This window comes from Mesorhizobium sangaii, from assembly GCF_014207355.1.
Classification (GTDB): domain Bacteria; phylum Pseudomonadota; class Alphaproteobacteria; order Rhizobiales; family Rhizobiaceae; genus Mesorhizobium; species Mesorhizobium sangaii.
On the sequence record NZ_JACHEF010000002.1, the window covers coordinates 1,101,330 to 1,114,819 of the forward strand.

A 13,490-nucleotide genomic window follows, 5' to 3' on the forward strand; every position below is an offset into this window, starting at 1 on the left:
GGACGTGGCATGACAGGGCTTAGCGTTGGGCCGACGATATGGGCAGGACAAAGACCGAAAACATCCCACCGGATGTTTATATCCAGTTTGTGCGGTCGTTGTTCGACAACGCCCACATGCTGGTGATTGGCGGCGTGTGCTACTGGATCCTCGGATTCATGATCTACTTTCGCACGCACAATCCGTTGTTCCTGGCTTTCTCTTTTACTCTACTGTCCATCAGCCTTTTCCGTTACTTCGGCATTCGCGCCTTCCGCAAGGCGGGCGGTGTCATAGCCAATGTCGACGAGGCGCGGCGCTGGGAACGCAACTACATCCTCAAGGGCAGCCTGCAGGGCCTCGGGTTGGGCGCGCTATGCTTCATTTCGATCTATGTGTATCCAGATCCCTTTGCCGAACTGGCCGCGACGTCGCTGGCCATTGCCACCCTGGTCACGGTTGTTGGCCGGAACTACGGATCTCCGCGCATGGTGCGGATTTTTTCCGTGACCTTCATTGGTCCGGCGGCACTTGCACTCTTGCTGCGCATGGATGTCCCTTCGGTCGTTCTCGGGTTGATGATCATCCCGTTGACTTTCGTCACCATCAACAGTGCCGATCACGTCCGCGACGTGCTTTTCTCGGCGGTCATCGGCCACAAGGAAGCAAGGAAGCTCGCGCTCAGGTTCGATCGCGCGCTCAACACCATGTCGCACGGCCTTGTCATGCTCGGCCCCAACGGCCGTGTGGCTGTGGCCAATGCCGAGGCCGCGCATCTGATGTCGCTGAAGTCGCCGGATGCGCTGCTCGGGCGGTCGATCCACGGTCTTTTGATGCGCGGTGTCGCCGGCGGCATGCTGGCGCCGAAGGATTGCCGCTATATCGAGGCCCAGCTGACCCGCGCCCTGCGCGAAGGCCGCGACCGCAAGGTGCTGGTTTCGCTCGCGAACGGCCAGCACTATGAATTCTCGGCCCGCGAGGGCAGCCAGGAGCTGGGCGTCATCACCTTCGAGGACGTCACCGCCCGTGTCGAGGCGGAAGACAAGATCCGCTTCATGGCCCGCTACGACAACCTCACCGGGCTGCCCAACCGCGCCTATTTCCACGAACTGGTCGGCGAGGCCATGGCGTCCGGCGACGGCGACCGTCTCTGCGGGCTGGCAGTGCTCGATCTCGACGATTTCAAGAGCGTCAACGACACGCTTGGGCACCCAATCGGCGACGGGTTGATCTACGCCGTCGCCGAGCGCCTTGCCGCCATTGCCGGGCAAGGCATCACGGTCAGCCGTTTCGGCGGTGACGAATTCATGGTCTTCTTCGACCGCGTCGAGGACGAGAGCCATCTTACCGGCCAGCTCGACGAGATCTTCGCCGGCCTGCAGGGAGAGGTCGACGTCGCCGGTCACGGGCTGCGCATCCAGGCCAGCGGCGGGGCGGTGCTGTCGCGGGTCAAGGACACCGATGTCGACGCCATGATCGTCAAGGCGGACCTGGCGCTCTACAAGGCCAAGGAACTCGGCAAGAACAGCTGGCGGCTGTTCGAGGCCTCGATGGATGCCGCCTTCCGCAACCGTCAGCTGATGAAGGCGGATCTGCGCACCGCCGTGGAAAGCAAGGCCCTGCGGGTGGTCTATCAGCCGATCGTGGCGATGAACACCATGCGTATCGCCAGCTGCGAGGCGCTGTGCCGGTGGGATCATCCAGATCTCGGGCCGATCTCGCCCAGCATCTTCATTCCGCTGGCCGAGGAAATGGGCATCATTTCCGAGATCAGCACCTTCGTGCTGCAGGCGGCCTGCACGGAATGCGCCAAATGGCCGGACCAGACGAGCGTCTCGGTCAATCTCTCCGCCAAGGATTTCCGCAGCCGCGACGTCGTCCAGAAGGTTCGTGACGCGTTGATCAACTCCGGCCTCGCCGCCGGTCGGCTGGAGATCGAGGTCACCGAAACGGCGTTGCTCGACGACAAGTCGCTGACGCGCCAGTACATCGAGGAGCTGAAGCAGCTTGGCGTGCGCATTGCGCTCGACGATTTCGGCACCGGCTATTCGAGCTTGAGCTACCTGCACAAGCTGCCGCTCGACAAGATCAAGATCGACCGTTCGTTCCTGATAGACGTCACTCAGAACAGCCGCTCGCTCGAACTGCTCAAGGGCATTGTCAATTTGTCACGGCCGCTCGGACTTTCCGTGACCGTCGAAGGTGTAGAGACCTTCGAACAGCTCAAGATCCTGGCCTTGCAGGTCAAACCGGATCTCGTGCAAGGCTTCCTCTTTGGCGCCGCGCTTAGCGCGTCGGGTATCGAGACGATGTCGAGTGCCACCTGGCCGTTCGTCGCTGACCTGCGTCTCACCGGCAAACGGACAGCCAGTTAATATCGTAGTTTTCGAAGTTGGCCCTTGGCGGCCTCCTCCTCACGCGAGTTACTCACCAGTAGACATTTTCAAACGGACGTCGGGCCGTTAACGTTAACAGAAGGTAAATCAACAATATCGCAATTTCAGCTTGTGTCTCATTTCAGCTCGAATAGCCTATCCGCAGGCGGAATTTCGAGGACAGATAATGGATGCTGCACGAGCTGTAAGGGGTGCGTCTGGCGGGGCCAGTGCAGCCGGGGATTCGGTGTTGAACCGATCGATCATGCAACTGCTGGAGCATGTCGATTATCGCCTTATTACAGGCGGCGAGGATCTGGAGGCGATCTACCGACTTCGCTATAAATCCTACCTGCGCTCAGGCATGTGCGGTCCGATCGACAGCGGGATGTTCGAGGATCGCTGGGACAATCTGCCCAATTCCTACCGGTTCGGTGTCTATTGCTATGGCGAATTGGTCAGCACGATCCGCTTCCATTACATTTCCAGCGAGCACCCGTATTCGCCCTCCGTCGATGCCTATCCGGAAATACTGATCGAGCGACTTGCCCGCGGAGAGACCTTCATCGACGGAACCCGGTTCGCAACCGATCCCGACAGCGCGCCGGCGCCCGGAGTGCTGCCTTTTCTGACACTCAGGCTTGCCATGGTGGCATCGCGCTACTTTGGCCAGGATTCGGTGCTTACGCCGGTCAAGATCGAGCATTCCAATTTTTATGCCCGTTACTTCAATGCCGTGCAGAGGACCGAGGGCAAAGAGTTTCCGGGCGTTCTTACTCCGATCGCACTGTTCGAAATCCCTTCCGGCGAAAATATGCGCCTGACACTCGAACGGTTCCCATTCTTCAGGTCGACGCCGACGGAACAGCGGCTGATGTTTGCCAATCCGGCCATCAACCGATTGACGCCCTTGTCCATCGTGCCGACAGCGAAATATTATCGCGAAGCCGCCTGAGGCCGCGCGATTTTCGCGAAGCGCCTGGACCTTTCCGGCCACTTCCGCGTTCTGGATGACGTCAAGAGCGCTGCCGCGCCCGGGCATCGCCGCGAAGTCTTTGAAGGAACCCCACATGCACATCTCGCAGCTCGCGCTCACGCCGCTCATCTCGCTGATCGCCGGCGTGCTGATTCTCATCATGCCTCGGCTGTTGAACTACATTGTCGCGCTCTATCTGATCGTGGTCGGTCTGCTCGGGCTTTTCCCGCATCTTGCCGGCTGAAGGGTCGGTCAGCCGGCGAAGAAACGCAGCGCCGCGGCGACAATCGCCTCGGGTGCATCTTCCTGCATGAGATGGCCGGACCCGGGAACAAGGGTCAAGGCGCAATCAGGCAGCAGGGCCGCCAGTCTGTGGCCGCTCTGCGGAGGTATCCAGCGATCCACTTCTCCCCACAGCAAGGCCACAGGACAGCGGAACTCGCCGTAGAGCGGCTCGATCTCGTCGGTGAAACGCTGATCCATCTGGGCGATCTGGCGATAGAAAGCCGGTTGGCCAACTGGTCCCGTCCAGGGCGCGATGTAGGGTTCCAGTTCGCTGTCCGATAGCGGCCTCGCGGCTGCGCCCGAAACATACGCTTTCAGGATTGCAGTCTGAATGTATTCCGGCACGCCGGCGAGGGCTGCTTCATGCTGTCGGACATGCTGGACAAAGGGCGAGCCCCAGGGCCGCACCGCCACCGGGTCGATCAGCAGCAGCCTTTCATAGTCGCACCCGTCGAACAGATGCGCGCGCAAGGCGGTGGCGCCGCCGAAATCATGGGCGATGAGTTTCGGCCTCTCAAGTTCCCAGAAGGCCAGCATCGCCGCCAGCGCCTTGTTCTGAATGGCCAGCGAAACATCCTGACCTTCCCGCTTGTCGGACCGCCCATATCCGGGAAGATCATAGAAATACAGCGTATGGTCGCGCGCCAGCTCCGGGGCGACGCGGTGCCAGACATGGGAGGAGAACGGCGTGCCATGGATGAGCACAAGTGGCGGACCGGAGCCGGCCCTGCCCCAGGCGATGCCGGTGCCGTTCCAGTCGAATCTTCGTGTCGGCGCAATCATCGTGGTTCCAGCGTTCGCCCGATGCTGTCGGCGACGATAGTCTTTCCTGATGTCGCCGAAAAATGTGAAATTCTCACAACGCGTTCAGTGCCGCTGACAGGGGCGCTGGCGCCGACTGTGGTCGGGCTCCGGGAGCCGGCTTCAATTTTCCTTTGAGGCAGTTGTCGCCTGCGATGCGGCAATAGCGCCATTGCTCTCGGCCCGGCTTTTCGCTATGTGCCTGAAAGATGTCTTCGAAGGGGTATTGCTATGGCTGATCACACGCCGACCGGTCCTGTCGAACTGGGCGCGAAGATGGACTATGCCGAGCATGACCGCACCTATGCGGGCTTTCTCATGCTGGCCAAATACGGATCGCTCTTTTGCGGCGCCATACTCCTGGCGATGGCTTTCGGCTTCTTTGCGGGCGGCTTCTTTTCGGCGACCATCCTGTTCATTCTGATTCTGGCCGCCGGCGCCTTTATCCTCCGATAGATTTTTCCGACACCTTGTCCACGGCGCCGCCGCGAGGCCGGTCGGCGTCTTGCGGGAAACAGCTTCCGGCCGAAAGGATCATGCGGTGGGACAGACGGTTTTCATCCCTCGTGAACTCGATGCCAACGAGCCGCGCGTAGCGGCTTCTCCCGACACAGTGAAGCGGCTGGCGGGGCTTGGCTTCGATATCGTCGTCGAGTCCGGTGCCGGCACGAGGTCGCGCATCCCCGACGAGGAATTCGCCAAGGCCGGTGCCGCCATCGGCAAGGCCGGCGATGTCGCCAAGGCCGATGTGGTGCTGAAGGTCCGCCGGCCGACGGACGCCGAGCTGAAGGGCTACAAGTCCGGTACGGCGGTCATCGCCATCATGGATCCCTACGGCAATGATGCCGCAGTCGCGGCGCTTGCCAAGGCCGGCGTCACTGCCTTTTCGATGGAGTTCATGCCTCGCATCACCCGGGCGCAATCGATGGACGTCCTGTCCTCGCAGGCCAATCTCGCCGGCTACCAGGCGGTCATCGATGGCGCTTCGGAATATGATCGCGCCTTGCCGATGATGATGACGGCGGCGGGCACGGTGCCGGCGGCGAAGGTCTTCATCATGGGCGTCGGCGTCGCCGGCCTGCAGGCGATCGCCACCGCGCGTCGCCTCGGCGCGGTCGTCACCGCCACCGACGTTCGCCCCGCCGCCAAGGAACAGGTCGCCTCGCTCGGCGCAAAATTCCTGGCGGTCGAGGACGACGAATTCAAGGCGGCCGAGACGGCGGGCGGCTACGCCAAGGAAATGTCGAAGGAATACCAGGCCAAGCAGGCAGCACTCACCGCCGAGCACATCGCCAAGCAGGACATCGTCATCACCACGGCGCTTATTCCCGGCCGGCCGGCGCCGAAGCTGGTGTCGGCGGCCATGGTCGCCTCGATGAAGCCCGGCTCGGTGCTCGTCGATCTGGCGGTCGAGCGCGGCGGCAACGTCGAGGGCGCTGAAGCCGGCAAGGTCGTCACCACGGCCAACAACGTCAAGATCGTCGGCCACCTCAATGTGCCCGGCCGCGTCGCCGCATCCGCCTCGCTGCTCTACGCCAAGAACCTGTTCGCTTTCCTCGAGACGCTGGTCGACAAGACGACGAAGACCCTTGCCATCAACCGCGATGACGATCTGGTCAAGGCAACCATGCTGACCGACGGCGGCAAGGTGGTTCATCCGGCCTTCGCCAAGGCCGACCAGCAGCCTCATGTCGAACCCGCCGCGATCCCGGCCACCACCATGGTCGCCGATGCTTCGGCCAAACCTGCTGCTGCAAAGAAGGCCGCGCCCAAGAAGCTGGCCGCACCCAAGTCGCCCTCGTCGAAGTCGAAAGGCATTGCGTGATGGATCAGACCCTGCAGAAAGCCCTCGACCAGCTCGACCAGGCCTCCGCCGCCGTTCGGCTGGCGGTACAGAACATGGCGACCGCGCCCGGCGGCGCCGAAGCTGCGGGTAATGCAGCGCATGCGATGTCGGGCGGCGCCATCGATCCGTTCGTCTTCCGCTTCGCCATCTTCGTGCTGGCGATCTTCGTCGGCTACTACGTCGTCTGGTCGGTGACCCCCGCTTTGCACACACCGCTGATGGCCGTCACCAACGCCATCTCTTCGGTCATTGTCGTCGGTGCCCTGCTTGCCGTCGGCATCGCCGCCTCCGGCGTTGCCGCCGGCTTCGGCTTCGTCGCGCTGATGCTGGTCTCGGTCAACATCTTCGGCGGCTTCCTCGTCACCCAGCGCATGCTGGCCATGTACAAGAAGAAGGACAAGTAGAGCGCCATGAACGCCAACTTCGCGTCCTTCCTCTATCTTGTCTCCGGCGTCCTGTTCATCATGGCGCTGCGTGGCCTGTCGCATCCGACCACCAGCCGCCAGGGCAACCTCTACGGCATGATCGGCATGGGCATCGCCATCGCCACCACGCTGGCGCTGGCAACCCCGTCGGCCGGCCGTTTTGGCCTGATCGTGCTTGGCCTCGCCATCGGTGGCGGTGTCGGCGCCATCACCGCGCGTCGCATCGCCATGACTTCGATGCCGCAGCTGGTCGCCGCCTTCCACTCGCTGGTCGGCCTTGCCGCCGTCATGGTGGCCGCCGCGGCCATCTATGCGCCGGAAAGCTTCGGCATCGGCACTGCCGGCGATATCCATGCCCAGGCCCTGATCGAGATGAGCCTTGGCGTCGCCATCGGCGCCATCACCTTCACCGGCTCGGTCATCGCCTTCCTCAAGCTCGACGGCCGCATGTCGGGCAAGCCGATCATGATCGGCGGACGTCACTTCATCAACGCCGCACTCGGCATCGCGCTGATCGTGCTTATCGTGCTTCTGGTCGGCACGGAATCGAAGCTGGTGTTCTGGCTGATCGTCGCCGCCTCGCTGGTGCTCGGCATCCTCTTGATCATCCCGATCGGCGGCGCCGACATGCCGGTCGTCGTCTCGATGCTCAACTCCTATTCCGGCTGGGCGGCGGCGGCACTTGGGTTCACGCTCGGCAATCTGGCGCTGATCATCACCGGCGCGCTGGTCGGCTCGTCCGGCGCGATCCTGTCCTACATCATGTGCAAGGGCATGAACCGCTCCTTCATCTCGGTCATCCTCGGCGGCTTCGGCGGCGAGACGGCGGCGGCGGCCGACGACGGCATCGAGCGCACGGTCAAGCAGGGTTCGGCCGACGATGCCGCCTACCTGATGATGAACGCGCAGAAGGTCATCATCGTGCCCGGCTACGGCATGGCGGTCGCCCAGGCACAGCACGCGCTGCGCGAAATGGCCGACAAGCTCAAGGCCAATGGCGTCGACGTCAAATACGCCATTCATCCTGTCGCCGGCCGCATGCCAGGCCACATGAACGTGCTGCTCGCCGAAGCCAACGTGCCTTACGACGAAGTGTTCGAGCTCGAGGATATCAATTCGGAGTTCGCGCAGGCCGATGTCGCCTATGTCATCGGTGCCAACGACGTCACCAACCCGTCCGCCCGCGACGACAAGTCGTCGCCGATCTACGGCATGCCGATCCTCGACGTCGACAAGGCCCGCACCTGCCTGTTCGTCAAGCGCTCGCTCGGCTCCGGCTATGCCGGCATCGACAACACGCTGTTCTACAAGGACGGCACCATGATGCTGCTCGGCGACGCCAAGAAGATGACCGAGGAAATCGTCAAGGCCATGGATCACTGATCGGCGGATCAGCGCAGAGACACGCCAAGAAACGCCCGGCCTCGCGCCGGGCTTTTTCTTGGCTTGACGGCCGTTTCGGGGCTACCATGACGATTGCCCGTCCCGTCGACGGGATTGTCGTCAACGGAGACGTTGGTGCCCGACCCCGTCGCATCGCCGGCCACCCAAAAAGCGCCGCGCAAGCTCAGCCAGGCGGTGGTGATCGTGCATGGCGTGGGCGAACAGCGGCCCATGGATACGCTGCGGGGCTTTGTCCAGGCGGTCTGGAGCCATGATCCCGCCCGTGCGCCCTTTTATGCCCATGTCGCCGATCCGGCCGACCCCGCTGGCGAGAAGATCAACCAGAGTTGGATCACACCCGACAGCCGGACAAGTTCGTACGAACTTCGCCGCATCACGACGCCTTACGATGTCGATGGCCGTCGCACCGATTTCTACGAGCTTTACTGGGCCGACATCACGCAAGGCACGACACGGAGCCGGCTTGCCGCCTGGGTGACGAACCTGCTGTGGCGCAAGCCCGCCGACATTCCGGCCGACGCCCGCAAGCTCTATCTCGTTACCCTGTTTGCCGTCATCGTCGTCCTGTGCGCGACGCTGGCGCTCGCGACGTCGGTTTGGCAAGGCTATATGTCCTGGGCCGCCGGCGTGCTCGTCACCATCCTGGCCTCATTCATCATCTGGTCGGTCGACCGGTTTGGCCTGCCCTACTTCGGCGATGTCGCGGCCTATGTGCGCGCGGAAGCGGCGACGGTCGAGAAGCGCGCGCTGATCCGTGACCGCGGCCTGAGGCTGCTGAAGCGCCTGATGATGGACGATACCTACGACCGGATCGTGCTCGTCTCGCACAGTCTGGGATCGATGATCGCCTCTCTTGCAGATATTGTGGGCCGATTTCAGGCCCCGAAAACTGGAGGCCATCCGCGACAAGGCCAAACTGAAGGCGATCCGCGCCATCGACAAGGCGACGCTCGCTTCCGACGGTTCCGCATGGCCGGACAGGCTGGACGACCTCGCCGGTTTCCGGCGTGATCAGTGGGAGCTCTACCGACAGCTGCGCACGAAAGCCCCCGACCATCCGCTGCCGTGGAAGATCAGCGATTTCGTCACGCTCGGCAGCCCGCTGACCCACAGCGAGTTTCTGGTGACATATGACCTCGCCGAGTTCCAGCGCGGCATCGCCGAGCGACTGTTCTCGGCCTGTCCGCCAATCGCCGAAGGGACGGCCGCCGGCGGCACTATCCTCTATCAGCAAGGGCGCAGTTCCTCAGGCAAACCGCAACGGGGGGTGCATCATGGCGCGGTGTTTGCGGCAACGCGATGGACCAACATCTTCGACAGGGGCAATGGCTGGCTGACCGGCGACCCGATTTCCGGACCGATGACGGAGAATTTCGGCCCCGGCGTGGAGAACGTCCAGGTCGAGCTGCGCGCCTCCCTCGGCCGCATCTTCACGCACACGCTCTACTGGTCGCTGGCGGCAACCGGCGTCGAGGTCGCCGCGCCGGCCGGCGCCGTGCCGCGCACGCATCTTGCCGTGTTGCGCGACGCTGTCGACCTTGGCCGCAAGCTGGAGCCGAGCCAAGCACCGGCGACTGCCAAACGATAAAAGCAGAGAAATCCCACCGCGCTACATGGCAATTCAAACAGAAATCCACCCCGGGTTTGGCCCGGAGTGGATTGATTGCGTCGGCTACAGAATTAGCGGCCCGTCAGGAACACCGCCTCCTCATCGTCACGCTGCCTGCCGCCGAGGGCGGCCGCAGCACTCGCGATGAAGGCGCCGATGGCCAGTGACAGCGCACCAAGCAGCGCAAAGGTCGCGCTGCCCTTCCTTGCTGTGTCAGCCGCCTGCTTGGCCTTGACCTTGGCGTCCTCGACCTTCGCAACAAGAGCATCGACACGCGCCTTGGCGTCGGCCTCGGACAGACCGGTGCGGGCAGCAACCAGTTGCGACAGATAGGTCTTGTCGTCGGCCGAAATCTCGCCGGCAGCAGCGCCGGCGACCACGATGCGCGAGGCTTGCCCGACCGCGGCGGCATCGCTCTCCGGATTGGTCGCCGTGAGCTTGCCCGCATCGGCCGGGCGGAAAAGCGAATCCACCAGGTAAGACGTTGCATTGTCGGTCGAAACGCCGTTGGCGGAAGCACCCGCCGATGCGCCCATGGCGGCACCCGAAGCGACGGTCGAGACCGCCTGCACGCCTGACCCCACTGCAGCGGACAGGGCCGAGCCAAGCACCCCCACGACGAGCAAGGTGGCCAAAGCCCAGGCGAGGAAGCCGTGTGCGGTGTCACGGAAATAGACCTCGTCGGTGTGGATGCCGACCCATTTGGTGCGCAGGCGCCCTGCAAGATAGCCGCCGACACCGGAGGACAGCCATTGCACGATGATCAGCCAGATCGCGGTGGACACCGCAACGGTGGTGACCGACGTGCCTGAGCCCGACCAGGGTGAGACCATGGTCAGCCCCAGCCCTGAGCCGAGCAGCATCAGGATCAAGGTCAACGTCGAAGCCGCGAAAGCACCGGCGATGATCGGCCCCCAACTGACGGCGGGAGTGGAGGATTCAGTGGAAGCGGAAATGTCGACGGCCGATAGGGTGGACTGCATGAATTCCCCCTACCGTACGAAAAGCATGATCAGAATGATGATTGGAATCGGGATTCCAAGTAGCCAGAGCAAGATACCGCGTCCCATGTAGGCCTCCTGTGAGAAATTGTGATCGATACTGTCACAATGTCCCTCGGGTGCTTCCGTTCCGGCGGGTTATGAAATGATTTTGTTTGGCTCGAATGGAACAATTGGCGCGCCGCAGCGCGCCAATGCCGGAGATAAGATATCCAGGGAGATCAAATATCCAGGTTGGCGACCGACAAGGCGTTGTCCTGGATGAACTCGCGCCTCGGCTCCACCTCGTCGCCCATCAGCCGCGAGAAAAGGCTGTCCGCGTCGGTGGCGTCGTTGACCTTGACCTGCAGCAGCGAGCGCACATTCGGGTCGAGCGTGGTTTCCCAGAGCTGCTCGGCGTTCATCTCGCCGAGACCCTTGTAGCGCTGCATGGTCAGGCCCTTGCGGCCGGTCGCAAAGACCGCGTTGAGCAGCGCCAGCGGCCCCGAGATGGTTTCGGCGACATCCTTGCGGCGCAGCATCGGTGGCGTCCCGTAGACCTCACTGAGGCGCGGTGCGTAGCGGTCGAGCTGCCGGGCATCGGCTGAATTGATCAGCGCCAGGTCGAGATGCGCGTATTCCTTGACACTGCGCACCGTACGCTCGAACACGTAGCCGCCGACGCCTTCGTTCGAAGTCGACATGCGGCCGGTCCAGCCGCGCTCGGTGTCCTCGGCGATGATGTCGAGGCGTTTTGCAATCCGCTCCGCCATGGCATCGGCGCGGCCGAGATCTGTGAAGACGTCGGGGTTGAGCCCGCCGGCGATCGCCGCCTGTTCGACCACGCCTCTGTTGTAGCGCGTGTGCAGCCCGTTGATCAGCTGCCGTACCGCCAGCGCATCGTCGATGGCGCTGCGCAGGTCCTGTCCGGTGCGAACCTCGCCGGAGCCCAGCGAAAGCGATGCTTCCTCGAGCCCCGAGCCGATCAGGAATTCCTCGAAGGCGCTCTCGTCCTTGATGTATTGCGAGCTCTTGCCGCGCGTCACTTTGTAGAGCGGCGGCTGGGCGATGTAGAGATGGCCACGTTCGATCAGTTCCGGCATCTGCCGGAAGAAGAAGGTGAGCAGCAAGGTGCGGATGTGGGCGCCGTCGACGTCGGCGTCGGTCATCAGGATGATCTTGTGGTAGCGCAGCTTATCGGCGTTGAACTCGTCCTTGCCGATCGACGTGCCGAGCGCAGTGATGAGCGTGCCGATCATGTCGGAGCCGAGCATGCGGTCGAAGCGTGCCCGCTCGACATTGAGAATCTTGCCGCGCAGCGGCAGGATCGCCTGGTTCTGGCGCGAACGGCCGCCCTTGGCCGAGCCGCCGGCGGAATCGCCCTCGACGATGAAGATTTCGGATTTCGCCGGGTCGCGCTCCTGGCAGTCGGCCAGCTTGCCGGGCAGCGAGGTGACGCCGAGCGAACTCTTGCGGGTGATGTCGCGCGCCTTGCGCGCGGCTTCACGCGCCGCCGCGGCCTGGATCACCTTCTCGATGACCACCTTGCCCTCGCTCGGGTGTTCTTCCAGCCAGGTGCCGAGCGCTTCGTTGATCAGCCCTTCGACCACCGGACGGACTTCCGACGAGACCAGCTTGTCCTTGGTCTGCGAGGAGAATTTTGGGTCGGGAACCTTGACCGACAGCACCGCCGTCAGGCCCTCGCGGCAATCGTCGCCGATCAGCGAGACCTTTTCCTTCTTGGTCAAGCCCGAGGAGTCGCCATAGCCGGTGATCTGACGGGTCAGCGCACCGCGGAAACCGGCCAGATGGGTGCCGCCGTCGCGTTGCGGGATGTTGTTGGTGAAGGCCAGCACGTTCTCGTGGTAGCTGTCGTTCCACCACATCGCCACCTCGACGGTGATGCCGTCGCGCTCGGCCTTGATGGCGATCGGCTTGTCGATCAGCGGTTTCTTGACCCGGTCGAGATATTTGACGAACTCTTCCAGCCCGCCATCATAGTGCAGTTCATGGCGCACGATGTCGGCATGACGGGCATCGGTCAAAACGATGCGCACGCCGGAATTGAGGAAGGCGAGTTCGCGCAGCCGGTGTTCCAGCGTGCCGAAGTCGAATTCGACCATAGTGAAGGTTTCGGCCGACGGGAAGAAGGTGATCTCGCTGCCGCTGCGCCCTTCATAGGTGCCGGCAACCTTGTGCTGTTCGTAGCTGCCGGTAGCCTTCAACGGCGCGTCCGCATTTCCGTGCGTGAAGCTCATCTCGAAGATCTGGCCGTTGCGGCGTATCTTCAATTTCAGCCATGCCGAAAGCGCGTTGACCACCGAGACGCCGACGCCATGCAGGCCGCCCGACACTTTGTAGGAATTCTGGTCGAACTTGCCGCCGGCGTGCAGCTGCGTCATGATCACTTCGGCAGCGGAAATGCCTTCGCCGGTGTGGATATCGGTCGGAATGCCGCGGCCATTGTCGATCACGGTGACCGAACCATCGGGGTTGAGCGTCACGGTGACGAGGTCGGCATGACCCGCCAGGGCCTCGTCTATGGCGTTGTCGACCACCTCATAGACCATGTGATGCAGGCCGGAACCGTCGTCGGTGTCGCCGATATACATGCCGGGGCGTTTGCGGACAGCATCCAACCCCTTCAAAACCTTGATGGAATCGGCGCCGTATTCGGCTTCAGCGCCGTTGTTGTTGTCGATCTGATCGCTCATGAAAACCTGTTGTCTGGATGCCGCTTGCACGGTGCTAAAAATCGGCACCGAATCGCGCCTCTGATATTGCCTAGATATAGGCGCTAAAGGCGGTTT

Annotated in this window: 12 protein-coding genes; 9 read left to right on the forward strand and 3 right to left on the reverse strand. The window is 62.8% G+C overall.

Annotated features, from left to right (window positions below; all coding sequences use genetic code 11):
• The first annotated feature begins 38 nt into the window (after nt 1-38).
• The 3 genes from HNQ71_RS14435 (at nt 39) to HNQ71_RS14445 (ending at nt 3,574) form a co-directional block, all read left to right on the forward strand.
• Nucleotides 39-2,354, forward strand: a complete 2,316-nt coding sequence (locus HNQ71_RS14435; protein WP_184873192.1) for a putative bifunctional diguanylate cyclase/phosphodiesterase — start codon at nt 39-41, stop codon at nt 2,352-2,354.
• Between the two features lie 247 nt (nt 2,355-2,601).
• Nucleotides 2,602-3,309: an N-acyl amino acid synthase FeeM domain-containing protein gene (locus HNQ71_RS14440; protein ID WP_343068171.1), complete on the forward strand. Its 708-nt coding sequence runs from the start codon at nt 2,602-2,604 to the stop codon at nt 3,307-3,309.
• A gap of 115 nt (nt 3,310-3,424) precedes the next feature.
• Nucleotides 3,425-3,574: a DUF3096 domain-containing protein gene (locus HNQ71_RS14445; protein ID WP_019862764.1), complete on the forward strand. Its 150-nt coding sequence runs from the start codon at nt 3,425-3,427 to the stop codon at nt 3,572-3,574.
• 8 nt (nt 3,575-3,582) lie between these two features.
• On the opposite strand, the gene HNQ71_RS14450 is transcribed toward HNQ71_RS14445, so the two are convergent.
• The gene (locus HNQ71_RS14450; protein ID WP_184873194.1) at nt 3,583-4,398 is read right to left on the reverse strand and encodes an alpha/beta fold hydrolase; all 816 of its coding nucleotides are present in this window, start codon (nt 4,396-4,398) and stop codon (nt 3,583-3,585) included.
• A 249-nt stretch (nt 4,399-4,647) separates the two neighbouring features.
• Here HNQ71_RS14450 and HNQ71_RS14455 point away from each other — a divergent pair, with 249 nt between their 5' ends.
• The 6 genes from HNQ71_RS14455 to HNQ71_RS34855 all read left to right on the forward strand — a co-directional run bounded on the left by HNQ71_RS14455 (nt 4,648) and on the right by HNQ71_RS34855 (nt 9,679).
• Nucleotides 4,648-4,872 (forward strand): aa3-type cytochrome c oxidase subunit IV, encoded by a 225-nt coding sequence (locus tag HNQ71_RS14455; RefSeq protein ID WP_095082965.1) that lies wholly within the window; start codon nt 4,648-4,650, stop codon nt 4,870-4,872.
• A gap of 85 nt (nt 4,873-4,957) precedes the next feature.
• Nucleotides 4,958-6,241, forward strand: coding sequence for a Re/Si-specific NAD(P)(+) transhydrogenase subunit alpha (locus HNQ71_RS14460; RefSeq protein ID WP_184873195.1), 1,284 nt, complete (start codon nt 4,958-4,960; stop codon nt 6,239-6,241).
• Nucleotides 6,241-6,666, forward strand: a complete 426-nt coding sequence (locus tag HNQ71_RS14465; RefSeq protein WP_210333878.1) for a proton-translocating transhydrogenase family protein — start codon at nt 6,241-6,243, stop codon at nt 6,664-6,666. Before HNQ71_RS14460 ends, HNQ71_RS14465 begins: the two co-directional genes overlap by 1 nt.
• 6 nt (nt 6,667-6,672) lie before the next feature.
• Nucleotides 6,673-8,070: an NAD(P)(+) transhydrogenase (Re/Si-specific) subunit beta gene (locus HNQ71_RS14470; protein ID WP_184873197.1), complete on the forward strand. Its 1,398-nt coding sequence runs from the start codon at nt 6,673-6,675 to the stop codon at nt 8,068-8,070.
• 135 nt (nt 8,071-8,205) lie between these two features.
• Nucleotides 8,206-9,102 (forward strand): hypothetical protein, encoded by an 897-nt coding sequence (locus HNQ71_RS34850; RefSeq protein WP_246461509.1) that lies wholly within the window; start codon nt 8,206-8,208, stop codon nt 9,100-9,102.
• Between the two features lie 112 nt (nt 9,103-9,214).
• Nucleotides 9,215-9,679, forward strand: a complete 465-nt coding sequence (locus HNQ71_RS34855; RefSeq protein ID WP_246461511.1) for a hypothetical protein — start codon at nt 9,215-9,217, stop codon at nt 9,677-9,679.
• 92 nt (nt 9,680-9,771) lie between these two features.
• Here the strand turns inward: HNQ71_RS34855 and HNQ71_RS14480 are convergent, their stop codons facing one another.
• Nucleotides 9,772-10,683 (reverse strand): hypothetical protein, encoded by a 912-nt coding sequence (locus HNQ71_RS14480; protein ID WP_184873198.1) that lies wholly within the window; start codon nt 10,681-10,683, stop codon nt 9,772-9,774.
• A 239-nt stretch (nt 10,684-10,922) separates the two neighbouring features.
• Entirely contained in the window at nt 10,923-13,394 is a 2,472-nt protein-coding gene (gene gyrB / locus HNQ71_RS14485; protein ID WP_184873199.1) for a DNA topoisomerase (ATP-hydrolyzing) subunit B, read from the reverse strand.
• Between the last annotated feature and the right edge of the window lie 96 nt (nt 13,395-13,490).

What these genes read in the sequence shown, in the direction of transcription:
- HNQ71_RS14435 (WP_184873192.1), top strand. Translation starts at nt 39, where the DNA reads ATGGGCAGGACAAAGACCGAAAACATCCCACCGGATGTTTATATCCAG.
- HNQ71_RS14445 (WP_019862764.1), top strand. Translation starts at nt 3,425, where the DNA reads ATGCACATCTCGCAGCTCGCGCTCACGCCGCTCATCTCGCTGATCGCC.
- HNQ71_RS14450 (WP_184873194.1), bottom strand. Translation starts at nt 4,398, where the DNA reads ATGATTGCGCCGACACGAAGATTCGACTGGAACGGCACCGGCATCGCC.
- HNQ71_RS14455 (WP_095082965.1), top strand. Translation starts at nt 4,648, where the DNA reads ATGGCTGATCACACGCCGACCGGTCCTGTCGAACTGGGCGCGAAGATG.
- HNQ71_RS14465 (WP_210333878.1), top strand. Translation starts at nt 6,241, where the DNA reads ATGGATCAGACCCTGCAGAAAGCCCTCGACCAGCTCGACCAGGCCTCC.
- HNQ71_RS14470 (WP_184873197.1), top strand. Translation starts at nt 6,673, where the DNA reads ATGAACGCCAACTTCGCGTCCTTCCTCTATCTTGTCTCCGGCGTCCTG.
- HNQ71_RS14480 (WP_184873198.1), bottom strand. Translation starts at nt 10,683, where the DNA reads ATGCAGTCCACCCTATCGGCCGTCGACATTTCCGCTTCCACTGAATCC.
- gyrB (WP_184873199.1), bottom strand. Translation starts at nt 13,394, where the DNA reads ATGAGCGATCAGATCGACAACAACAACGGCGCTGAAGCCGAATACGGC.